General features: G+C 61.4%; 18 protein-coding genes. 9 read left to right on the top strand and 9 right to left on the bottom strand.

All coding sequences use genetic code 11. The features are described from left to right. The first annotated feature begins 36 nt into the window (after positions 1-36). Positions 37-651, top strand: coding sequence for an acyltransferase (locus GA0061102_RS03240; RefSeq protein WP_092843980.1), 615 nt, complete (start codon positions 37-39; stop codon positions 649-651). A gap of 52 nt (positions 652-703) precedes the next feature. Here the strand turns inward: GA0061102_RS03240 and GA0061102_RS03235 are convergent, their stop codons facing one another. The 4 genes from GA0061102_RS03235 to paaG all read right to left on the bottom strand — a co-directional run bounded on the left by GA0061102_RS03235 (position 704) and on the right by paaG (position 4,105). Beyond that, positions 704-1,300, bottom strand: a complete 597-nt coding sequence (locus GA0061102_RS03235; protein WP_092843979.1) for a TetR/AcrR family transcriptional regulator — start codon at positions 1,298-1,300, stop codon at positions 704-706. Positions 1,301-1,492: 192 nt separating this feature from the next. Continuing rightward, complete coding sequence (paaK, locus tag GA0061102_RS03230) at positions 1,493-2,803, bottom strand: phenylacetate--CoA ligase PaaK (RefSeq protein WP_092843978.1); 1,311 nt, start codon at positions 2,801-2,803, stop codon at positions 1,493-1,495. 67 nt (positions 2,804-2,870) lie between these two features. Continuing rightward, positions 2,871-3,320, bottom strand: coding sequence for a hydroxyphenylacetyl-CoA thioesterase PaaI (gene paaI / locus GA0061102_RS03225; protein WP_092843977.1), 450 nt, complete (start codon positions 3,318-3,320; stop codon positions 2,871-2,873). Next, positions 3,317-4,105 (bottom strand): 2-(1,2-epoxy-1,2-dihydrophenyl)acetyl-CoA isomerase PaaG, encoded by a 789-nt coding sequence (gene paaG, locus GA0061102_RS03220; RefSeq protein WP_092843976.1) that lies wholly within the window; start codon positions 4,103-4,105, stop codon positions 3,317-3,319. Before paaG ends, paaI begins: the two co-directional genes overlap by 4 nt. 104 nt (positions 4,106-4,209) lie before the next feature. On the opposite strand from paaG, the gene paaN reads away from it, so the two are divergent. The 5 genes from paaN (at position 4,210) to GA0061102_RS03195 (ending at position 12,448) form a co-directional block, all read left to right on the top strand. Continuing rightward, positions 4,210-5,874, top strand: a complete 1,665-nt coding sequence (gene paaN / locus GA0061102_RS03215; RefSeq protein ID WP_092843975.1) for a phenylacetic acid degradation protein PaaN — start codon at positions 4,210-4,212, stop codon at positions 5,872-5,874. 3 nt (positions 5,875-5,877) lie between these two features. Then, the gene (locus GA0061102_RS03210; protein WP_092843974.1) at positions 5,878-7,932 is read left to right on the top strand and encodes a 3-hydroxyacyl-CoA dehydrogenase NAD-binding domain-containing protein; all 2,055 of its coding nucleotides are present in this window, start codon (positions 5,878-5,880) and stop codon (positions 7,930-7,932) included. Between the two features lie 58 nt (positions 7,933-7,990). Further along, entirely contained in the window at positions 7,991-8,911 is a 921-nt protein-coding gene (locus tag GA0061102_RS03205) for a helix-turn-helix domain-containing protein (protein ID WP_092843973.1), read from the top strand. Between the two features lie 114 nt (positions 8,912-9,025). Continuing rightward, positions 9,026-10,435 carry an aldehyde dehydrogenase family protein gene (locus GA0061102_RS03200; RefSeq protein WP_092843972.1) on the top strand — a complete coding sequence of 470 codons (1,410 nt, stop codon included), beginning with the start codon at positions 9,026-9,028 and terminating at the stop codon, positions 10,433-10,435. A 30-nt stretch (positions 10,436-10,465) separates the two neighbouring features. Then, a complete protein-coding gene (locus GA0061102_RS03195) occupies positions 10,466-12,448 on the top strand; it encodes a copper amine oxidase (RefSeq protein ID WP_208858603.1) in 1,983 nt (660 codons plus the stop codon). Positions 12,449-12,806: 358 nt separating this feature from the next. Here the strand turns inward: GA0061102_RS03195 and GA0061102_RS03190 are convergent, their stop codons facing one another. Further along, positions 12,807-13,274, bottom strand: a complete 468-nt coding sequence (locus GA0061102_RS03190; protein ID WP_092843971.1) for an Lrp/AsnC family transcriptional regulator — start codon at positions 13,272-13,274, stop codon at positions 12,807-12,809. 121 nt (positions 13,275-13,395) lie between these two features. On the opposite strand from GA0061102_RS03190, the gene GA0061102_RS03185 reads away from it, so the two are divergent. Together GA0061102_RS03185 and GA0061102_RS03180 are read left to right on the top strand one after the other, a co-directional pair. Beyond that, entirely contained in the window at positions 13,396-15,474 is a 2,079-nt protein-coding gene (locus GA0061102_RS03185; RefSeq protein WP_092844242.1) for a transketolase C-terminal domain-containing protein, read from the top strand. A 2-nt stretch (positions 15,475-15,476) separates the two neighbouring features. After that, a complete protein-coding gene (locus GA0061102_RS03180; protein WP_092843970.1) occupies positions 15,477-16,736 on the top strand; it encodes a dihydrolipoamide acetyltransferase family protein in 1,260 nt (419 codons plus the stop codon). A gap of 231 nt (positions 16,737-16,967) precedes the next feature. Here GA0061102_RS03180 and GA0061102_RS03175 read toward each other — a convergent pair whose 3' ends face one another. Together GA0061102_RS03175 and GA0061102_RS03170 are read right to left on the bottom strand one after the other, a co-directional pair. Beyond that, positions 16,968-17,678: a gamma-glutamyl-gamma-aminobutyrate hydrolase family protein gene (locus GA0061102_RS03175; RefSeq protein WP_092843969.1), complete on the bottom strand. Its 711-nt coding sequence runs from the start codon at positions 17,676-17,678 to the stop codon at positions 16,968-16,970. A 781-nt stretch (positions 17,679-18,459) separates the two neighbouring features. Then, positions 18,460-18,699, bottom strand: coding sequence for a hypothetical protein (locus tag GA0061102_RS03170; RefSeq protein WP_092843968.1), 240 nt, complete (start codon positions 18,697-18,699; stop codon positions 18,460-18,462). An 87-nt stretch (positions 18,700-18,786) separates the two neighbouring features. Here GA0061102_RS03170 and GA0061102_RS03165 point away from each other — a divergent pair, with 87 nt between their 5' ends. Then, positions 18,787-19,275 carry an FAD-binding oxidoreductase/lyase gene (locus GA0061102_RS03165; protein WP_245297907.1) on the top strand — a complete coding sequence of 163 codons (489 nt, stop codon included), beginning with the start codon at positions 18,787-18,789 and terminating at the stop codon, positions 19,273-19,275. A 2-nt stretch (positions 19,276-19,277) separates the two neighbouring features. On the opposite strand, the gene GA0061102_RS03160 is transcribed toward GA0061102_RS03165, so the two are convergent. Further along, the gene (locus GA0061102_RS03160; RefSeq protein ID WP_092843967.1) at positions 19,278-20,231 is read right to left on the bottom strand and encodes a sugar-binding transcriptional regulator; all 954 of its coding nucleotides are present in this window, start codon (positions 20,229-20,231) and stop codon (positions 19,278-19,280) included. A 22-nt stretch (positions 20,232-20,253) separates the two neighbouring features. Then, entirely contained in the window at positions 20,254-21,720 is a 1,467-nt protein-coding gene (locus GA0061102_RS03155; RefSeq protein WP_092843966.1) for an FGGY family carbohydrate kinase, read from the bottom strand. Between the last annotated feature and the right edge of the window lie 47 nt (positions 21,721-21,767).

The following is a 21,767-nucleotide window of genomic DNA, read 5'->3' as shown; positions in this document are numbered from 1 at the left end:
GTCCCTGCGGCCGCGAGCGCCGATCGGAGGAGAGACATGGCCCAGATCTACGCTTATGACGGCATCGTGCCGGTGATCGATCCGGAGGCCTTCGTGCACCCGGCGGCGGTGGTGATCGGCGACGTGATCGTCGGTGCCGGCTGCTATGTCGGCCCGGCGGCGGTCCTGCGCGGCGACTTCGGCCGCATTGTCTTGGGCGCCGGCTCCAACGTGCAGGAGACTTGCGTGGTCCACAGCTTTCCCGATCTCGAGGTGGTCATCGGCGAAGAGGGCCATATTGGACACGGAGCCGTGCTGCACGGCTGCAAGATCGGCCGCAACGCCATGGTTGGCATGAATGCCGTGGTCATGGACGAGGCGATTATCGGCGAAAATTCGATCGTCGCCGCCATGGCCTTCGTCAAGGCCGGGGCGGAAATTCCCCCAAACAGCCTCGCGGTGGGTTCTCCCGCCCGCGTCCTGCGCGAGCTCAGCGAAAAGGAAATCGCCTGGAAGCGCCAAGGCACCGGCGTCTACCAACGCTTGGCGCTCGAGGCCAAAGACAAGCTGCGGCCGGCGGAACCGCTCGCGGCGCCCGAGCCCAACCGCCAGCGCGTTCGCGCGCCTCAATATGATCCGCTGATCCTGGCGCGGCTGAAGCTTGGGGATTGAGGGGCGGCAATAGGCAAGGTCTCGTCTTGGGAGACTGCCGGAAAAAATGGATTTACCTGACCGCCTTCACCCCTTCGAGCACCAACGTCGTTGCGATGTCAGCATATTCGTCGCGGCTGATCGGGCCATCCGGCCGGAACCACATGTAAACCCAGTTCATCATGCCGAAGAGGGACATGGTGACAGGCATGAGAAGCGGCCGCTCCCGGCTTAGGTCGGGATTGATGTCGCGGATGATGTTTGAAAAGCGTTTGACGATCCGCCGCTCGATCGACTGGATCTCGGTAATCTGTTCGGCGGAAAGCGTACCGCTGGCGTTAAGCTGAACCTTGTGGTGGTCGTCCGCGTCGCGGTAGCTTTCGAGCATCTGCCGCACAAGGAGCCTCAGCCGCTTTTCAGGCTCCGCATCCGGCTGGTCGGCGGCTTCAATGGCGGAATCGAGTTCGACCAGATGGGTGCGGATGATGTCGAAGATCAGCGCATCCTTGCTCGGATAGTAGTGATAGAGCAGAGCCTTCGAGACGTTACTGCGCGAGGCGATCATCGCCATCGAGGCCTTTTCCATACCTATCTCGGCGAAGACCGCGGCAGCGCTCGACAGGATGCCCCGCTGTTTTTCCTCAAAGTCGATTGCGCGTGTGCGTGCCATACTCGTCCTTATCGTCTTCTCGTTTCTCCCTGCCCGTGAGGGCAAAAAGCCGGCGTCGATCGCCGGGGGAATCGCTCGGCTTCGAATCATTCGTCAGCCCGAGCAGGTGCGCAAGCCATGAACCTGCGCACCCTTTGATGCAATGGACGGCTTTCGTGGAGACGTCCGTCGTAAGGGACCGCTATGACCCCTTCATTCCTTGGGGCGGTTGTCGACCACCCGCTTTGCCTTGCCCTCGGATCGCGCGACTGTGCCGGGTGTCTGCACCTCTATCCTGGTACTGACGCCAACGACGCTTTTGATGTGGTGCGCGAGCTCCCTGGCAGAGCCGGCGCGCGCCGCTTCATCGGCCGCTTCCGGCGTGCATTCCACATGCACCGTCATATTGTCCATACGGCCGGAGCGGGAAAGCTCGATCTGAAAATGGGGAGCAAGTCCGCGACATTTCAGGATCTGCTCCTCGATCTGCGTCGGGAAAACGTTGACGCCGCGGAGAATCATCATGTCGTCGGAGCGGCCGGTGACCTTTTCCATTCGCCGCATGCTGCGGGCGCTTCCCGGCAGCAACCGGGTCAGGTCACGGGTGCGGTAGCGGATGATGGGCAGGCCTTCCTTGGTCAGCGTGGTGAAGACCAGCTCGCCCATCTCGCCGTCGGGCAGCACTTCGCCGGTAACCGGATCGACGATCTCGGGATAAAAATGATCCTCCCAGATGTGCAGTCCGTCCTTAGTCTCCACGCATTCGCTGGCGACGCCAGGCCCCATCACTTCGGAGAGCCCGTAAATATCAACGGCGTGCATGTCGAAGGCCTGTTCGATCTCCTCGCGCATCGCATTCGTCCAGGGCTCGGCGCCGAAGATGCCGATCGCGAGCGAGCTTGAGCGCGGGTCGATGCCCTGACGGCGGAACTCGTCGAGGATCGACAGCATGTAGGAGGGCGTGACCATGATGATGCGCGGTTTGAAGTCCTGTATCAGCGTGACCTGACGCTCGGTCATGCCGCCGGAGATCGGCACCACCGTACAGCCGAGCTTTTCGGCACCGTAATGCGCGCCGAGGCCGCCGGTGAAGAGGCCGTAGCCGTAGGCCACATGCACCATATCGCCGGGCCTGCCGCCGCCGGCGCGGATCGAACGCGCAACCACCGTCGCCCAGGTGTCGATATCCTTCTTCGTATAGCCGACGACGGTCGGCTTGCCGGTGGTACCTGACGAGCCATGTATGCGGCAGAGTTTTTCGCGAGGTACGGCGAACATGCCGAAGGGATAGGTGTCGCGCAGGTCCTGCTTGGTCGTGAAGGGGAATTTGGCGAGATCGCCCAGCGTCTTCAGGTCGGAGGGATGCATGCCTGCTTCGTCAAACCGGGAGCGATAGAAGGGCGAGTTCTCGTAGGCGTGGTTGAGAGACCATTTCATCCGCTCCAGTTGCAGGCCGGCGAGTTCGTCGCGCGAGGCATTTTCGATCGGCTCGAGATCGCCGGGGCGGGGGACTAGATTTTCCATGTATTTCTCCTCCGAAATCCAAATGAACGAGACTGCGGGACCGCACCCAAATGCGGGCGCTTGACGTTCAGCTCTCTTCGGGCAGATGCGTGCCCTTGATGGTGCGCGAGTGGCCGCGGAATTCCGCGAGCGTCTCGCCCTTTTGGTTCATGACCGTTATGTCGTAGATGCCGCCTCGACCGCGCCGCGAGACTTCGCGCGCCATTGCTGTCAGGCGGTCGCCCTCAAAGGCGGAAGCGATGAAGGTGACGGTGCAATGCTGCGCCACCGTGCGCTGATTGTAGGTGTTGCAGGCAAAGGCGAAGGCGCTGTCGGCGAGCGTGAAAATATAGCCGCCGTGGCACATCCCGTGGCCGTTCGCCATGTCAGCGGTGATCGTCATCGATAGGGTGGCGGTTCCCGCCGCGACATTGTCGATCTGCATGCCGAGCCGCTGCGTCGCACGGTCGTCGCTCCACATGGCGTCGGCGCAGGCGCGGGCAAGCTGATCCGGGCTCATGGTCTCTGCCGCACTCATTGTCCCGTAAACTCCGGCTTACGCTTCTCCAGGAAGGCAGTGACACCCTCGGCGTAATCGGCGCTGCGGCCGGCCTCGCACTGCAGGTCGCGCTCGAGGTCTAGCTGCTCGTCGAGCGAATTGGTGGCTGCGGCCTGGATTGCCCGCTTGGTCATGCCGAGCCCTCTGGTCGGGCCAGCAGCGAGCTTTTTGGCAAGGTCCGTGGCTTCCGCCAGCAGCGTCTCGTCGTCGACGGCACGCCAAATCAAGCCCCAGTCGGCCGCGGTTTCCGCCGAGAGCGGCTCAGCGGTCAGCGCCAGGGCCTTGGCGCGGGCCTCGCCGATCAGGCGCGGCAGGCTCCAGGTGCCGCCGGAATCCGGCACCAGGCCGATCTTGGCGAAGGCCTGTATGAAGCGGGCGGAGCGTGCCGCAAGCACGATGTCGCAGGCAAAGGCGATGTTGGCGCCCGCGCCTGCGGCCACGCCGTTGACGGCACAGACGATCGGCTTGTCGAGGCTGCGGATCAGCCGGAGCAGCGGATTGTAGAATGTTTCGATGGTGTGGCCGAGATCGGGGACGCCGTTGCGCGGATCGCGGTCGCCGAGGTCCTGGCCGGCGGAAAAGCCGCGGCCCGCGCCGGTCAGAAGAACGGAGCGGACGGCATCGTCGGCATGCGCCCGTTCGAAGCCGGCGCGCAGTGCCAGATGCATCTCTTCGTTGAAGGAGTTGAGTTTGTCCGGGCGGTTGAGCGTCAGCGTCAGAACGCCGTCGGCAAGCACGGAAAGAACGGTATCGGTAGCTGGCATGGTTTCCTCCTGCCGCCGGCCAGTCCCGGCGGGTTCCGAAAAAATACTTGCATAAACCGACCGGTCAGTCAATTATACAAAACACAGACAGGGAGGAAGCCAGCATGGAGACTTTGTTCGACCGACATCGGGCGACGCTGGAGGCGGCTTTGGCCGCGGCGCGCGATCGCGGTTTTTGGTCGGCCTATCCCGAAGTTCCGAGTGGCAAGATCTATGGTGAAACGGCCAAGGACGAGGGGCTTCAGGCCTATGAGGCGCGGCTGAACCGGCCTTTCTCTCTTCCCCGTCATCCCGCGACCGGGTCGGTCGGGGCGGAAGTCTCCCCCTATGGCCCGGCACTCGGGATCTCCTATCCGGCGAACGGTGCTGAAACGCTGGTTGCCGCCTCTCTGGAAGCCGCGCCGGCCTGGGCCGCTGCCACGCCGGAGGCGCGCGCCGGCATCTGCATCGAAATCCTTTCCCGCCTCAACCGCATGAGCTTCGAAATGGCGAATGCGGTGATGCACACCACGGGCCAGGCCTTCGCCATGGCCTTCCAGGCGGGCGGCCCGCATGCGCAGGATCGTGGCCTCGAAGCGGTCGCCTACGCCTATGCCGAAATGACCCGCGCGCCGAAGAGCGCTGTCTGGTCGAAGCCGCAGGGTAAGGCCGAGCCGATCGTTCTCGAAAAGCACTGGCGCGTCGTGCCGCGCGGCGTGTCGCTGATAATCGGCTGCCAGACGTTTCCGACCTGGAACAGCTATCCCGGCTTCTTCGCGAGCCTTGCCACCGGCAATACCGTAATCGTCAAACCGCATCCCGGCGCGATCCTGCCGTTGGCGCTGACGGTTGTGGTTGCTCGCGCCGTATTGGAAGAGCAGGGCTACTCCGCCGACGTCGTGCTGCTCGCCGCAGACCGGGCCGAGGCGCCGATCACCGCCGCACTCGTGGTGCATCCGGCCGTGCGCATCGTCGACTACACCGGCTCGAACGCCTTCGGCGCATGGGTGCGCGCAAATGCCGGCGACGCACAGGTTTATACCGAAGAGGCCGGCGTCAACTCGATCGTGATCGCCGCGACAGACGATTTCAAGGGCATGTGCGCCAACGTCGCTTTTTCGCTATCGCTCTACAGCGGTCAGATGTGCACTTCGCCGCAGAATATCTACGTGCCACGCGGGGGCATCGACACCAATGAGGGGCACAAGAGCTTCAACGAGGTTGCAGGCGGTGTTGCCGCCGCCATCGACGAGCTACTCGCCGACCCGGCGCGCGCGGCCGGCGTCTGCGGCGCGATCGCGAACCCCGCAACGCTTGCCCGCGTCGAGGTGGCCCGCGGCCTCGGGCGGATCATGCGCGATTCGGAAACCCTTGCCGGGCTGGACGGCGCGCGCAGCGCAACCCCGCTGATTGTCGCCGTCGACGGAGCTTCCAGCGAGGTGCAGAACGAAGAACGCTTCGGGCCAATTACCTTCGTCATTGCTGTCGAGAGCGGCAAGGAGGGAATTGCCAAAGCCTCCATGCTCGCCCGCCACAAGGGTGCGATCACGGCAGCGCTCTATGCGACCGACGAGACGCTGATCGAGGAAGCGGCCGATGCGTTTGCTTCCGCCGGCGTCAACCTCTCGGTCAATCTAACCGGCAACATCTTCGTCAACCAGAGCGCCGCATTCAGCGACTTCCATGTCACCGGCGGCAATCCTGCCGGCAATGCCAGCCTCACGGACACTGCTTTCGTCGCAAACCGGTTTCGGCTTGCCATGTGGCGCCGGCCAAAGACGGGGAAGTGAGCCATGACGGTCACCATCGCATTGAAAGGCGGGATTGCCGTCGTCATCGTCAACAATCCGCCCGTCAACGCATTGTCGCAGGTACTGCGCCAAGGGCTTCTTGAAGCGGCTGAAACCCTCGACGCCGACCCTTCAGTTAAGGCGGTCGTCCTTAGCTGCGCCGGGCGCACCTTCATCGCCGGAGCCGATGTCGGCGAATTCGGCAAGCCGCCGCAGCCTCCGCATTTGCCTGACGTCGTGGCACGGATCGAAAGCGCTGCAAAACCTTGGGTCGCTGCGATTCACGGTGCTGCGCTCGGTGGTGGTTTCGAAGTGGCGCTGGCGTGCCGCTTCCGCGTTGCTGCACCTGACGCAAGCATGGGGCTGCCGGAAGTTCGCCTCGGCCTCGTGCCGGGAGCAGGTGGCACCGTGCGTCTGCCACGTCTTGCCGGTATTAAGACTGCGGTGGAGATGGTCACGACCGGCCAGCCGGTCAAAGCCGTTAAGGCACTCGCCGCCGGATTGATCGACGCGATTGTCGAGGGCGATCTGACAGAAGGCGCGATCGTCTTCGCGCGCGGCATTTCCAATGCGCCGCTGCCCGCCCCGCTCAGCGAGCGCAGCGTCGCTTCGCCGGAAGCGAGTTTCTGGGAGGTGGCGAAGACATCCGTCGCCGCCCGGGCCAAGGGAGAGGAAGCGCCATTTCGCGCGCTTGCCTGCCTACGCAAGGCTGCAGAGAGCGATTTCAAAACGGCGATGGCCTTCGAACGCGAGACCTTTCTCTCGCTGCGCGGTTCTACCCAGGCGGCGGCCCTGCGGCACGTCTTTTTCGCCGAACGCGCCGCTACCCGGCCGCCTGAGCTTGCCGGCATCGAGCAGCGCCTGATCCGCTCGGCCGCCGTCATCGGCGGCGGCACCATGGGTGCGGGGATTGCTGCCGCCCTTCGCGACGCCGGCCTGCCCGTTATCCTCATCGAACGTGATCAGGTGGCAGTGGAGCGCGGCCTTGCCAATGTCGCGGCGATCTTCGAGGGTTCGGCCAAACGCGGCCGTATCAGCGCCGAGATTGCCGCCGAACGCATCGCCGGCGTGACGGGTTCGGCCGACTATGCTGCCGCAGCCGATGTCGACCTGGCGATCGAGGCGGTTTTCGAGGACCTTGAGGTCAAGCGCGCGGTCTTCGCAAGGCTCGGCGAGGTCTGCCGGCCCGACGCGGTGCTCGCCACGAACACCTCCTATCTCGATCCGAACGCGATCGCGTCGGGCATTGTCCACCCGGAGCGCTTCCTCGGTCTGCACTTCTTCAGTCCGGCCAATATCATGAAGCTGATGGAGATCGTACCGGCAGCTGAAACCGCGACGGACGTGACGGCGACCGGCTTCGCGCTGGCACGGCTCCTCAACAAGATCCCAGTCCGTGCCGGCATCTGCGATGGCTTTATCGGCAACCGCATCCTCAAGGTCACGCGCGCCCAGGCCGAACGGCTGTTGCTTTCGGGCGCGACACCGGCGGCGGTCGACGCCGCCATGCGCGCCTTCGGTTTGCCGATGGGGCCTTTCGAGGCTCAGGATCTGGGCGGACTGGACATCGCGGCCTTCCAGCGCCGCGCCGCAAGGGCGCGCGGCGAAACGCCTTTCGCCCCGATCGCCGACCGGCTTTGCGCTGCGGAGCGCTACGGCCAGAAGACCGGCGGTGGCTGGTACGACTACCAGCCTGGCGAGCGCAAGCCGCAAGCCTCCGAGACAGTGGCGGCGATCATCGCCGAAGAGGCCGTGCACATGCCGCGGCGCGACTGGACGCCGGCTGAGATTGCCGACTGTATCGTCCTGCCGATGGTCAACGAGGCGGCGCGCATCCTGACCGAGGGCGTGGCACTGCGTGCAGCCGATATCGATCTCGTTAAAATCCATGGCTATGGTTTCCCGCGCTGGCGCGGCGGGCCGATGGCCTATGCCGAGGCGCGGGGACTTGCGGAGGTCTCGGATGCGCTGACCCGTCTTGCTGAGACAGGACTCGCCGAGCCGCCATGTGCGTTGCTGAAGCGGGCGGCTGGTGGCGGTAAATGGCCGCGGCCATAGGCAAGTGTCAATAAAGTGATACGATCCGCGTAAAGCTGCAAAGGCCAGGGAGGGGATGATGCAGTCGTTGATAACACCGGTCCATAGACCGTTGCCCGTGGAAATCCTGCAGGCGGACTTGCGCAAGGTCTGCGGGGCCTTCGACCTGGAGCCGATGGGCCGGGACGGAACGGTTGCCGGCGACGTCGCGACACGCCGCATCGGCTTCTTCGAAACGGCGGTGGTTGGGCTCGATGCCCGCCACGTCAGCCGCAGCGTCCGTTCGATCCGTCAGGATCCGGGCGAACACCTCTTTCTTTTGATCCAGGATGAGGGCCATTGCCGCATCGAGCAGGGCGAGAAAATGGCGGCGCTTGCCGCTGGCGACATGTTCCTCGTCGATTCCACCCTGCCGTCCGCCTTCGTCTATGACGGCGTGCGCTCCAGTCAGGTGTCGCTGCACATGCCGCGCGAAGAAATGCTGCATCGTTTTGGCGCGGAATGCACCGGCGGTGTAGCGATCAGCCGCGACGACCCGCTGTGGATCGCCATGCGGGCGGTGCTGACCAAGATGCTGGCAGAGCCCGGCGCGACGACGCAGCTCGGTGAAGCCTTCTTCTGCCTGATGGGCGCCTATCTGCAAGGAATGAGGACGCAGGAGAAGGCGCGACCGGCAGACACGCTACTGTCGCGGGCGCTTGTCATGATCGATCGCAACTGCGCCGATCCCGGTTTCGGCCCAAGCGAGCTTGCCCGCCGCCTCAACGTCTCCGAGCGCATGCTGCAACGGCATTTCCAGGCCCTTGGCGAGACCCCGGGCCACCGGCTGCTCAGCCGCCGCCTGGAACTAGCGCATGCCCACCTCGGCTCTCATGCGCAGGGCGGGCAGGGTATCGCCGGTATCGCCTTCGACGCAGGCTTCAATGATCTTTCCTATTTCTACCGCGAGTTCCGCAAGAAATACGGCATCACGCCCGGCGCCGTAGCCCACTGCCATTGACGGATTTGTCCAACGCGACGGACGCTTCCGTCCAAGCCGAAACCCGGCACTTCGCCTAGGCTCTTTCGTCATCGGTTCCGCATGTGGCCGGGACCCGCAACGGAGGAGGCGAGGATGACGCTCCATAGCGCGACGATCAATGGTCGGCCGGTCAACGGCGAGAAAAGTTTCAGTGTGTTGAATCCTGCGACGGGCGAGGAAGTGGGCCGCGCGCCGAACATGGGTGCGGCCGAACTCAATGCTGCGGTTGCTGCCGCCAAGGCCGCGTTCCCCGCCTGGTCGGCTAAGAGCGACGAGGAGTTGCAGGCGGCCTGCGCGATGGTCACCTCCCGCATCGAGGCAAATGCCGGCGAGCTTGCAGAGCTTCTGACCCGCGAACAGGGCAAGCCGCTGAACGGCCTCGGCTCTCGCTGGGAGCTCGGCGGCACGGTTGCGTGGGCCGGATATACGACCGGGCTTTCACTGCCCGTCAAGGTGCTCCAGGACAACGAGCAGGGCCGCATCGAACTCCACCGCAAGCCGCTCGGCGTCGTCGGCTCGATCACGCCGTGGAACTTCCCGGTCATGATCGCGATCTGGCACGTCATGCCGGCGCTGCGCAGCGGTAATACCGTCGTCATCAAACCGTCGCCGCTGACGCCACTTGCAACGCTGCGGCTGGTCGAGATCATGAACGAAGTCTTGCCGCCGGGCGTGCTCAATGTCGTTACCGGCGACGACAGCGGCGAGTTCAACCTTGGCGGCGCCATGTCCGCCCACCCGGATATCCGCAAGATCGTCTTCACCGGCTCCTGCGCGACCGGCCAGAAGGTCATGCGTTCGGCTGCCGAGACAATGAAGCGCCTGACCCTGGAACTCGGCGGCAACGATGCCGGCATCGTGCTGCCCGATGCCGATCCGGCTGCGATCGCCGAGGGCCTGTTCTGGGGCGCCTTCATCAACAACGGCCAGACCTGCGCTGCCATGAAGCGCCTCTACGTACATGAATCGATCCACGATGCCGTCTGCGAGGCGCTTGTCGCCTATGCGAAGAATATCCCGGTCGGCAACGGCCTGGAGGAGGGCAGCATTCTCGGGCCGATCCAGAACCGCGTGCAGTTCGACAAGGTCAGCCGCCTGGTGGCCGACGCCAAGAGCCGCGGCAAGGTGCTGCTCGGCGGCGATGCGGGCGAGGGCCTGTTCTTTCCGCCGACCATCGTCGCTGGCCTTTCGAACGGCGACGCTCTGGTTGACGAGGAACAGTTCGGCCCGGCGCTGCCGGTGATTAAGTACTCGAACGTCGAGGACGCGATCCGCATGGCCAACGACAGTCCGAATGGCCTCGGCGGCTCAGTCTGGTCCTCCGACATCGCCGCTGCCAGGAAGGTCGCGGCCCGTATGGAATGCGGTTCGGTCTGGATCAACAAGCACGGCGCCATTCAGCCGAACGCGCCGTTCGGTGGCGTCAAGGGCTCCGGTTTCGGCGTCGAATTCGCTGAAGAAGGCCTGCAGGAATACACGGACATCCAGGTGGTGTTTGCTTGATGCATCGACGAGAACACAAGGGAGGAGACAATGAGAATAAGACGATATCTCGCCTCGGCCGGCCTCGTGCTGGCACTTGGCGCGCCCGCCGTGTTCGCCCATCCGTTGGATGGGCTGACGGCAGAGGAATACCAGAAGATCAACAGGATCCTGCGCGACGAGAAGGTGGTGGACGACAACACGCTCTATCCGCTGATCGAGCTCAAGGAGCCGGCCAAGGCCGACGTGCTTTCCTGGAAAGACGGCGATAAGCCGCTTGACCGCGAGGCGAAGGTGCAGCTGACGAGCCCTCAGGGTTTCAAGGAAGCGGTCGTCAACATCACGACCGGCAAGGTCGAGAGGACGACGCTGATCAAGGGCCAGCCGATGGTCCTCTTCACCGAATTCATGGACGCGCTGGCTGGCGCGCTCCAGAACCCGGAGATGGTGGCCGGCCTGAAGAAGCGTGGCTTGACGCCTGAGCAGGCCTTCTGCCTGCCGCTGACGGCAGGTAACTTCTTCACCGAGGAATACAAGAATTCCCGTCTGATGAAGGTGCCGTGCTATCGCGTTCCGGAAGGCTCCAACTACTACGCCAAGCCGATCGAAGGCCTCTTCGCCGTCTACGACATCGGCAAGAAGAAGGTGCTGAAGGTCATCGACACCGGCGCCATCGATGGCCCGAAGGACAATTGGGGTTATACCGAGAAGGAAGTCGGGGCACGCGAGCCGTTGCGCCCGCCGATGAACATGGCCAAGCTTTCCCAGGAGGGCGGCCCGAACTACAAGATCAACGGCACTCATCTGGACTGGGATATCTGGCGCTTCAACTTCCGCGTCGACAAGCGCCCGGGCCTGGTGCTTTCCAATCTCGACGTCAAGGACGGCGACGCGTGGCGTTCGGTCATCTACCAGTCGCACCTGTCGGAAGTCTTCGTGCCTTACATGGACCCGACCGAGGGCTGGTATTGGCGCACCTATATGGATAGCGGAGAGTATGGTTTCGGCCTGTTCCTGAGCCCGCTGCGCGCTGGCGTCGACTGCCCGAGCTACGCCACCTTTCTGCCGGCGACCATCGCAGACGACAAGGGCAACCCGCTGACGATCCCGAATGCGATCTGCATCTTCGAGCGCTCGATCGGCGACCCGGCCTGGCGTCACTTCGAAGTCTTTGCCCAGACGCCCGACAAGCCGCTTCCGGCCGAAGGCCGCCCGGCGACGGAGCTGGTCGTGCGCACAGCATCGGAAGTCGGCAACTACGATTATCTGATGGACTACCGGCTGCAGCAGGACGGCCAGATCCGCATCATGATCGGCGCGACCGGTCTCGATGCCGTGAAGGGTGTGGCCTCGACCTCGATGGACGACGCGACAGCGGCGGCAGACACTGCGCACGGTACGCTGATCGCCCCGAACCTGGTGGCTGCCAACCACGACCACTACTTCAACTTCCGCATCGACTTCGACGTCGACCAGCCGGTCAACCACTTCGGCACCATGGATATCGTGCCTTCCAAGGTCGATCCGAAGAACCCGCGCCGGTCGATGTGGGAGGTGCAGCACACGATGCCGAAGACCGAGATGGAAGCTCGCTACCAGCTTTCGGCGATGAAGCCGCGTTACTTCATGATCTCCGATCCGTCCCGCAAGGGCTATCTCGGTCAGGAGCCGGGCTGGATGATCCATCATGGCGATGTGGCCTACGGTCCCTTCGATTTTGCCAAGGACCCGCCGATGAAGCGCAACGCCTATATCGAATATTCGGTCTGGAACACGGTGTATGACCCGGACCAGCAGTATGCCGGTGGCAAATTCGCCATGCAGAGCGACGGTTCGGACACGTTGCCGGAATGGGTCAAGGCGAACAAGCCGCTGATGGGCAAGGACATCGTGACCTGGTTCACCGCGGGCTTCCACCATATCCCCCGCATGGAGGACTGGCCGGTGATGTCGACCGAGTGGAAGACCATCCACATCGAGCCGCATAACTTCTTCGCCCATAACCCGGCGTTGACCATCCGCGACGCCCAGTGATGGCAGGCAGATAAGCTGTTTAAGAAGGCCCGCTCGCGTCAAGCTGGCGGGTCTTTCCTCCAAAGCACGTACTCCCGCACGATCTGGACAAACGATGCAAGACCGCCCGTTGGCGAAGGACCGGCTCGAGCATCGAGATGATTGCCGAGAACTTCCGTCGATCTTTCCGCAAACATTTCCATCTCCGGCGACCGAGGGGCGAAAAATTGGGCTCCTTTGATCGAGCATTTCGAAGTTGGTTCGATTGCCTATCGCAATATCATCAGCAGAAAACACCCACCGGCATCTCGCCGTCGATTCCTGTTTTATCTGAGCGGCACAGCTTGTCCGCGTTTATTTTGGACTGGATGCGGCCCGGTCAAATGGGCAGAGCCGTGGTATATTTTACCGTCTTCAGGGCGAAATGAGACGACGACGTTAGCACCGCTTCATGCGTCAAAATTCCTCTCATAAGCAGTGCTTCATACTCACGAACATCACCGACCACAGCACGAATGACATAATCCCATTCGCCAGACATCGAGTAGCATTCGAGCACCTCTCGATGGCTATTGATGAACAATTCGAAGTCATGCCTGGCACCTGGATCGTGGGACTTCATCCTGACCTGACAAAAGACATTGAGCCCTTTGCCGATCGCGTCCGCATCGACAAGCCGGACGGTTTTACGCAGCACTCCTGCCTCTTCCAGCTTCGTTATTCTCCGCCAACAAGAGGCCGACGAGGCTCCGACCTTCTCCGCCAACAGCGCCTGGCTTATGTCGCCATGATCCTGCAAAACGCGAAGTATCGCTTTGTCCACATTATCAAGTGTGACTTGTTCCATTCAGAAAACCCATATCATATGAAATGAATGTTTCATACCATAGGCGATTTCCGTCGAAATTGAAAGGAAATCAACTCGGCGTTCGAATAGGCTGAGTGGGATGTATTCCCGGGAGGTTTTCATGGATCAGGTAGCCGTCAAAAGTCACGAGCGGAACTCGCCGGACGACCGGATCGACTGGCGGAAAGCCGCTTACTTTCTTCATCTTTCTCGGGCCTTGGACGAGATGGAAGAAAAGCGCCTCGTGCCGGAAAAGAAGGTGCTCTATCAGTTTTCGGCCCGTGGGCACGACATGGCGCAAATCCTTCTGGGTATGCAGTTGACGGGTCTCCACGACGCGACCTGTGGTTATTATCGGTCCCGTCCGCTTCTTCTCTCACTTGGTGTGGACCCTGCCGACGCCCTCGGCTCCGCAATGGGTCGCGCTGGCGGGTACTCCGACGGACGCGACATTGGCGTGGTCTTCAATTATCCAAATCTCTCAGGTGCATCCGCGCTGCCAATGTGCGGCGGCGTCGGCGCTCAATACACGCCCACGGCCGGCTGGGCCCAGGCTATGAAATATTATTCGACGACGCTGGGTCGGAAGGAGTACGACCGCGACATCGGCGTGGCGTTAGGCGGTGACGGATCGGTCGCGTCCAACGGCTTCTGGGCGGCCATCACGGCAGCAACGACACAATTCCTCCCAATGCTATTCTATGTTGAGGACAACGGTTTTGGCATCTCCGTTCCTTCCACGATGCAGACACCGGGCGGGAATATCGCTGCGAACCTGGCAAGTTGGAAAGATCTCAAAATCTTCGACGGCGACGGTTGCGACCCTGCAGAAGCAGCACGCCTCTCTCAGGAAGCCGTCACCTACGTTCGCGACAAACGCAAGCCAGCATTGCTGCGCCTTACCGTTCCGCGCCTGCAGGGCCATAGCTTCCAGGACACTCAAACTTACAAAAGCGAAGATATCGTTCGTCAGGAATGGGAACGTGATCCGCTCCCCCGTCTGAAGGAGTATCTCGTTCCAACGGTAATGACAGCGGACGAATGGGAAGCCACGCAGGGTAAAGCTCGTGAGGCCGCCGAAACCGCCCGCGAGGCCGCCGAAGGCCGCCCGGTTGCAGACCCTGCCACGGTGACGAACCATGTTTTCTTCAACGGCGAAATGCAGGTGATGGGTGGCCAGTATCGAGCGGGTTACGTTCCTCCGGCAGGTTCCGAGATCCCGGAGACTTCCGGACCCCGGATCAACATGGTGACAGCGATCCGCAAGACGCTCGATTTGGAAATGTCGATCAACGACCGGGTTGTCATTTTTGGCGAGGACATTGGCCCTAAGGGCGGAGTTCACGCGGTGACCCTCGGCCTCCAGGAGAAATTCGGAAGCGAGCGCGTTTTCGACACCTCCTTGTCGGAAGAAGGCATCATCGGCCGCGCGGTTGGAATGGCACTCGCCGGTTTGGTACCGGTTCCTGAAATCCAGTTCCGAAAATATGCCGAACCCGCAACGGAGCAAATCAACGATTGCGGCACGATCCGCTGGCGTACGAACAATCGGTTCGCTGCGCCGATCGTCGTTCGCATGCCAGGCGGCTTCTTCAAGTGCGGCGACCCGTGGCACAGCCAGACGAACGAGGTTGCGTTCGTCCACCAGCCTGGGTGGAAGGTGGCAGTTCCGTCGAACGCGGAAGACGCGGTCGGCCTGCTCCGCACGTCGCTTCGAGGAAATGATCCGGTCATCTTCTTCGAGCACCGCGCAATGCTCGATCACGCCTGGGCTCGTCGCCCATATCCCGGTGACAATTTCACTCTTCCTTTCGGGAAGGCGAAGTTCACTCGCACGGGCTCCGACATAACCATCGTGACGTGGGGCGCTATGGTTCAACGCTGCGAGGATGCGGCCGAGGGCATCTCTGCCGACGTTATCGACTTGCGAACATTGATGCCGTGGGACCAGGACGCAGTTCTATCTTCGGTCAGAAAGACCCGTCGCTGCTTGATCGTCCATGAAGACCTTGGCTCTGCGGGTTTCGGTGCCGAAATTTCTGCTGTTGTAGCCGACAAGGCCTTTATGGACCTCGACGCACCAATCTCTCGTCTGACCATGCCGGATATCCCTAGTCCACACAATCCTGTTCTCCTGGATTGGGCTGTGCCGTCTGTTGAACGCATCGCGAAGCGAATTGCTGAGCTTTTGGAGTTTTGAGAATGAGCGATGCAATCGATATCCTGGCTCCGATTGAGCAGGAGGGGACCAAAGCCGTCGTCAGAAACTGGCTGAAGCGGATCGGCGACCGAGTTGAGGAAGGCGACGCTCTGGTTGAGCTTGAAACGGACAAGGTCACCCAGGAAGTTCCCGCTCCCTGCAATGGCATTTTGACCGAAATCAGCATGAATAACGGCGATGATGCGACGCCTGGCTCGGTTCTCGGCCGCATGACCGCCGGCGATATTGATCCGTTGGATCAAGCGGCAGCGCCGGCCTTGTCGGTCGAAAGTAAAATCAGCTCGCATGAGGTAAACGAGCATTACTCACCGGCTGTGCGCCGCGCAGTCGCGGAATATGGCATTGACCCGTCGACCGTCAGGGGGACCGGCAAAGACGGCCGCGTGACAAGAGCTGACATGGATCAGGCCCACGATCGCAATAGGGCTGAACCAGTCGTCGAACCTTCTCCCGTAGTAGCACCGACACCCGTCGGGCCAAATGAGAGCGCCGCCGTTCCGTCGGTCCAGCCGTCGATATCCGTGACGAGCGATGCATCTCGGAAAATTCCGCATTCTGCAATGCGGCTCGCGATTGCAAAGCACATGTTACGCTCGCTAGCGACTGCGCCACAGGTCACGGCAGTCTTCGAAGCTGATTTCACCGCCATTAGGCGTCATCGCGAAGCTCATAAGGGTGCGATGAAGGCGAAAGGGATAAACCTCTCCTATACCGCCTATATCGTGGCGGCCTGCGTTGCTGCCATGAAGGTCGTTCCGGAGGTGAACAGCCAGTGGCACGACGACAGCTTGGAGATTTTCGACGACGTCAACATCGGGGTTGGAGCGGCACTCGGAGACAAAGGCCTTGTGGTCCCGGTGATCCGCCAAGCGCAGCGTCTCTCATTGCGGGAAATAGCCGCTCGGCTCCAAGATTTGACGAGCCGCGCCCGCAGCAACATGCTGAAACCTGATGATTTGAAAGGTGGAACGTTCACGATCTCCAACCACGGTGTATCTGGCTCTCTGCTGGCGGCGCCGATCATTATCAATCAGCCGCAGTCTGCCATCCTGGGTGTCGGCAAGCTTGAGAAGCGCGTCGTTGTGCGGGAGGTCGACGGAGCCGACACCATCCAAATTCGGCCGATGGCCTACGTGTCGCTCACCATTGATCACCGCTCTCTCGACGGTCATCAAACGAACGCGTGGCTTACCGAATTCGTTCGGACCCTGGAGTCCTGGCCCAATGAACTCGAAGTTTGATTTTCAAGCTCCCGCAATCGACGGACCCGGCGGGTATCCCACATAATCGATCCGTCGGTGACTGTGACGGCCGTATTCCCATAAGCGGCAGTCGGTGCACCATCTTTTGCAATTTTTCGCGTTTACGGCTGGTCGCATCTGCCGGCGCGAAAATCACAATGCTGGAAACAGCGGGCAGCAAAAGATAGGCAGAAATGGGTTCGGCAATTTTATCGCAATAGGCTGCGAACCTCACCGGCCGACCGGCTTGATGCCAGATGCCGCTTCCACGAAGCTCTGAAAAACAGCGTTTCCCGGGTGATCCGTCTCCGCAAATTGCTCCTGATGCCATTGTAGGCCGATCGCAAAGGAGGCGGAGACGACTTCAATCGCCTCGATGATGCCGTCTTCGGCTCGGGCGCTTGCAATCACGGCGGCTGACAGCTGCGCAATCGCTTCACGATGGAAGGTATTCACCTCGATACGGGGTTTGCCGATGATCTCCGCCAAACGGGATTCTGGGAGAATGTCGACAGGATGACGATGGTCTCGCTTGTCATGTTCACCCGCGGTCGGAAAGGTTGCGCGTAGATCCGGCGTGAGGCGACAACCATTCAGGCAAGCAAGCATCTGCATGCCGGCACATATGCCGAGAATGGGCTTATCCCGCTTAAGGAAACCCTCAACGATTGCCCTTTCTACATCGAGACGTTCCGAAGGCGGGGCTTTCGACACTTCGCCAGTGATGTACCAGTCGTCGGGATAGGCAAACCGGCCGCCCACGGACACAAGACCATCGAACTCATTCAAAACAATGTCGACGATCTCGGGCACATATGGAATGCCAAAGGGAAGACCTCCCGCGTCTCGCATGGCGCGAAAATAGCCTTTGCCCGCCTCGTAGCGGGTTCCGCCCGTACTGGTATTTTCGTCGAGAATGACGGCTATGCGGGGCTGACGCATAAGGTAAGGCCTCCTGACTTTGGCGGTTGCAGCACAATGTTTTCAACAGGCTGGCACCATGAAACCATAGTCGGCGCTTGATGGCCAGACTGATGGAGCGCGGGCAGGGCCACCTGGGTTGCGATGGGATCGGTCGGGCAGGCACTCGCTGGCTTCGGATCACGCACAGCAGGTGCTTGATCCGATCGAAGGGCCGCAGCAGTCGGATGCCTTGCGCGCCTTGGCGAACCATCGATCTCGCCGTTTGCAGCTCGTCGGCAGGCAAATCTCATAAAGCGCATTCGCAAGTCTCTGCCATGAAGGTCGTTTGCAGAAATATTTGCTACGCAATCAGCTGAAATTGAAAACTCCACTAGTCGCCGCTGGGTCCGTTACTAGATATTGTCGATATGAGCACTAGACAATTGGAACTTGGCAGACGTAAGGTAGGTGAGTGGAGTGGACGCGAAGACAGAGGAGGCGATCATGGTATTGATCCAGACCCGTTGCCTCAATGCTGATGGCTTTCACGAAAGCAAGGGGTTGACGGATGCCATTTGATCCAAAGCTCTCCCGATCGCGCTGGCCGCTGCCGTTTCGTCAGCAGTCGTGGGAGACGTGGCTAGGTCTTGTCTCCGTAATCGCGTTGACCTGGATCATATCCTCAAATCTGCCGAACACTTGGACAGCCGAACGGAACGTATCGCTGGCGTCTTCGAGCCACGGCACACGTTGACGGGCTGGCGTTGCGGGAAGCGACGGTTACCCTAAACCTAGCCATCAGGTCTTTGCGAGAGGATCCCTAAAGCGAAACGGTCGATGCCTTTGAATCCGGAGAAGGCAGATGCAGCTTCGCCGAGGCCGTTTCAGGCTGGACAAGCCATGCTCCAAGGGCCGCGAGGGCGGCGCCGGCAAAGATCGTCAGAACTGCCTTTCGAACATACTGCCGGCGCTCAAGTTTCGAGTTTTCATCATATTCCATCATCATCTCCCTCGTCAGAACCACGCCTGACGAACGAAAGGCCGCATGATTGGGAGTCATGGCCTTTCCGCAAGGATCACTCAGTTATTTCCTGGCACTATATCCAGTTCACATGAACGCAATCCGAACGAATTGGCTTAGGCGGTGATGGATAACCATCGCAAGGGGGCGAACGCAGCTACCGATTTTCAAATCAGACAGAGGAGATTGCGTTGCAACTATGGTGTGTCACAAGAGCTTCTCTCGGCGAGCGACGTTGTGCAGCTTGAGCCGCGTCTCAGCGGATTTGAGGGTGGTCTTTTCTTTCCCAAAGCCATCAACCTCAGCTATCCCGGCGAGGTGATGCGCCTCCTGTCTTCGGCCGTCAGGCGGGCAGGTACGGAATTCGTTCGGGCACCGGAGGCAATGACGACCGTGCAACTGGATACTGAGCGCGGCTACCATATTGAATGTGACATGCCGGGACTGCCGATCGAGCGGCCGGTCTGTCCGACAGCGTATGGCTTCTACCTTTGTCCGATGCAAGATCGGCTACGGGTTGCCGGTCTGGTTGACCCTGGCGCCGCGGTCAGCTCGGTTGGTCAGCGCAATGCTCGCCGCCTGAGTTGCCCGAGCAGACCTGGCTTGAGCCATTGACTTTATGACTCGACCAGGCGCTCGGCGCTGAACTTGTCCGTTATCAAAGTGTCGATAACTCCGATCCTCAAGGCACCGGCGATCGCCGCAGTCTTTTTTGCGCCGCCGGCGAGCGCGATGACCCGATCAACCCGTTCGAGATCCTCAAGTGGGAGGCCGATGACGCGCTCGTCGAGCGGCGTCTTTACCGGCTTGCCGTCCTTGTTGAAAAAACGCAGCGATATATCGCCGACAGCACCAGCCTCAGCCAGGTCGGCAAGCTCCCGCGACGAAAAGATGTTGCCGGATCTTGCAAGCAGTTCTGATGGTTCGACGGCTCCAATGCCGACGATGGCGAGCGTGATGCTGCCGAAGAGATCCATCGTCTCTCGCACGAACGGATCCGCTTGCATCAAAAGTTTGGCCTCGCGCGAGGTCGTAACACCTTGCACTGGAAGAAGCTTCGGCTCTGCGCCGGTCAGTCGTGCGAGGCGAGTGGTAAGCTGGGTGGCATGCGTCTGGACCGACGGGTCGCCCATGCCGCCAAGTGTCTGAACGACATACTTTGCCTGGGCGCTCTTCTGGGGATGAATATTTTCAACCATCCTGAAGATCGTTTGGCTCCAGCTCGATACACCGATGATCTCGCCGGGCGCAAGCGTAACCTCCAGAAGATGCGCAGCAGCTTCGCCGATCCGGGCCATGATGGCTCCGTCCCGGTCCTCGGTGCATTCGACGACGATGGCTTCGGGGAGACCGTACTTCTCGCGCAGCGCTCCTTCGAGGTCGCTGTAGGTGCCGACGGGCGGGATGACGCTTGTGCGCACGATGTCTTCTGCCTCGGCCCGCTTCAGCATTCGTGAAACGGTTGCCTGCGATAGGCGAAGGTGCTGGGCGATCTCCGCCTGCCGTTTGCCCTCTATGTGGTACATCTGGGCAACTCTTGAGATGAGGCGGAGTTCGTTAAGGCGAGCCATCGTTGATCCCCGGGGTGAATTTTTATTCACCTTTAACCGGAGTTGCCCGCAACGTCGAGCGGGCCAGAGCATCATTCCACCCATTCAGGAGGGCCGTATAGTCGATGTTTTCCGGCTCGATGACCGCAGTGCTTCTCGGAAGCGCTGCGATGGCATCGAGGTCCCGCCACAGGCCGATCGAAAGACCAGCGAGATAGGCCGCGCCGAGCGCAGAGGCCTCCGGTGCCTCGCACTGGATGGTGGCGTGTTGCACGAGGTTCGATACGCATTGCATCAGGAAACGGTTCCGGCTCGGCCCGCCATCCACGTAAAGCGTGCCGAGTTCGCCGCCGCTCTGTGTCCGCATCGCCGTGATTACGTCATGAACCTGCAAGGCGATCGAGTCGGTCACCGAGCGCGCCATCTGCGCGCGGGTGGTGCTGAAATTGATCTGCGAGAAGAGAGCGCGCGCGTCGGAATTCCAGTAGGGCGCACCCAGCCCGACGAAGGCGGGTACGAATCCGGGGCCGCCCGGCTCGGCAGTTGCCGCAAGGTCGACAAGGGACGCAACATCCGGAAGGCCTAGAATGCCAGCCATCCACGGTAGGCTCGCAGCGCAAACAAGGACGTTGCCTTCGAACGCGAAGGTCGGTTGACCGGCGATGCGCCAGGCGACGGTGGTGGTAATGCCATTGCGTGGCGCAATAAAACGCGGAAGGGTGGTCATGACCGAGGACCCGGTTCCGAAGGTCGCCTTGCCATCGCCCGGGTTGAAGGCTCCGTGGCCGAACAAGGCCGCATGGCTGTCCCCGATGGCCGATCTGATCGGCGTGCCGTCCGGAACGCCGACAAGACCATGCGTGGTTCCAAAGTCTGCGGAGCTGTCGAGCACTTCGGGAAGGAGCCGGATATCGACCCCGAAAATCGCGCCCAGCTCCTCGCTCCAGGTTTGAGCCTCGAGGTCGAACAGCTGGCTTCGCGCTGCATTCGAGGCGTCGCACACATGCTTGCGGCCGCCGGTAAGGCAATGAATGAGCCAGCTATCGATCGTACCGATACGGACCCGTCGCCCATGCGCGGCCCGGTCAAGAAGCCATCGGAATTTTGGGCCTGGAAACATCGGATCGAGGGGAAGACCGGTAAGCGCCTCGACGCGCCCCGAATGCCCACCGGCGATGAGGCGCTCGCAATCCGGCGCCGTGCGCCTGCATTGCCAGCTGAGCACAGGTCCAAGCGCTTTGCCCGTTTCGGCATCCCAGGCGGTGACCGATTCCCGCTGGTTGGAGATTGCCACCGCTTCGATCGTCGAGCCGGGCGCGTTTTGCAGGCATAGGGCGATCGCTTCGCAGACGGATGCATAGATCCGGTCGGGATCCTGTTCGACCCAGCCGGGCTCTGGATAGGAGATGCCCACTGGAGCCGAGCCTCTGGCAATGATGTCTCCGCTTTCAGAGATCAGGACTGCCTTGGAATTGGTGGTCCCCTGGTCGATTGCCAGAATGGCCCGCATTATATCCTCCACTGATGACAAGGCCGGGGCGGCAATCCGCCCCGGCT

Origin of the sequence: Martinezella miluonensis (assembly GCF_900094545.1) — a bacterium.
In the GTDB taxonomy this organism is placed as follows: domain Bacteria; phylum Pseudomonadota; class Alphaproteobacteria; order Rhizobiales; family Rhizobiaceae; genus Rhizobium; species Rhizobium miluonense.
Note: the sequence above shows the minus strand (reverse complement) of the source record. Positions and strands in the feature narration are given on the sequence as shown.

Bases quoted from the DNA above. Each gene is read 5' to 3' on its own strand.
- GA0061102_RS03210 (WP_092843974.1), top strand. From the start codon at position 5,878: ATGACGGTCACCATCGCATTGAAAGGCGGGATTGCCGTCGTCATCGTC.
- GA0061102_RS03180 (WP_092843970.1), top strand. From the start codon at position 15,477: ATGAGCGATGCAATCGATATCCTGGCTCCGATTGAGCAGGAGGGGACC.
- GA0061102_RS03235 (WP_092843979.1), bottom strand. From the start codon at position 1,300: ATGGCACGCACACGCGCAATCGACTTTGAGGAAAAACAGCGGGGCATC.
- GA0061102_RS03185 (WP_092844242.1), top strand. From the start codon at position 13,396: ATGGATCAGGTAGCCGTCAAAAGTCACGAGCGGAACTCGCCGGACGAC.
- GA0061102_RS03200 (WP_092843972.1), top strand. From the start codon at position 9,026: ATGACGCTCCATAGCGCGACGATCAATGGTCGGCCGGTCAACGGCGAG.
- paaI (WP_092843977.1), bottom strand. From the start codon at position 3,320: ATGAGTGCGGCAGAGACCATGAGCCCGGATCAGCTTGCCCGCGCCTGC.
- paaN (WP_092843975.1), top strand. From the start codon at position 4,210: ATGGAGACTTTGTTCGACCGACATCGGGCGACGCTGGAGGCGGCTTTG.
- paaG (WP_092843976.1), bottom strand. From the start codon at position 4,105: ATGCCAGCTACCGATACCGTTCTTTCCGTGCTTGCCGACGGCGTTCTG.
- GA0061102_RS03175 (WP_092843969.1), bottom strand. From the start codon at position 17,678: ATGCGTCAGCCCCGCATAGCCGTCATTCTCGACGAAAATACCAGTACG.
- GA0061102_RS03190 (WP_092843971.1), bottom strand. From the start codon at position 13,274: ATGGAACAAGTCACACTTGATAATGTGGACAAAGCGATACTTCGCGTT.
- GA0061102_RS03195 (WP_208858603.1), top strand. From the start codon at position 10,466: ATGAGAATAAGACGATATCTCGCCTCGGCCGGCCTCGTGCTGGCACTT.
- GA0061102_RS03170 (WP_092843968.1), bottom strand. From the start codon at position 18,699: ATGACTCCCAATCATGCGGCCTTTCGTTCGTCAGGCGTGGTTCTGACG.
- paaK (WP_092843978.1), bottom strand. From the start codon at position 2,803: ATGGAAAATCTAGTCCCCCGCCCCGGCGATCTCGAGCCGATCGAAAAT.
- GA0061102_RS03165 (WP_245297907.1), top strand. From the start codon at position 18,787: ATGGATAACCATCGCAAGGGGGCGAACGCAGCTACCGATTTTCAAATC.
- GA0061102_RS03155 (WP_092843966.1), bottom strand. From the start codon at position 21,720: ATGCGGGCCATTCTGGCAATCGACCAGGGGACCACCAATTCCAAGGCA.
- GA0061102_RS03205 (WP_092843973.1), top strand. From the start codon at position 7,991: ATGCAGTCGTTGATAACACCGGTCCATAGACCGTTGCCCGTGGAAATC.
- GA0061102_RS03160 (WP_092843967.1), bottom strand. From the start codon at position 20,231: ATGGCTCGCCTTAACGAACTCCGCCTCATCTCAAGAGTTGCCCAGATG.
- GA0061102_RS03240 (WP_092843980.1), top strand. From the start codon at position 37: ATGGCCCAGATCTACGCTTATGACGGCATCGTGCCGGTGATCGATCCG.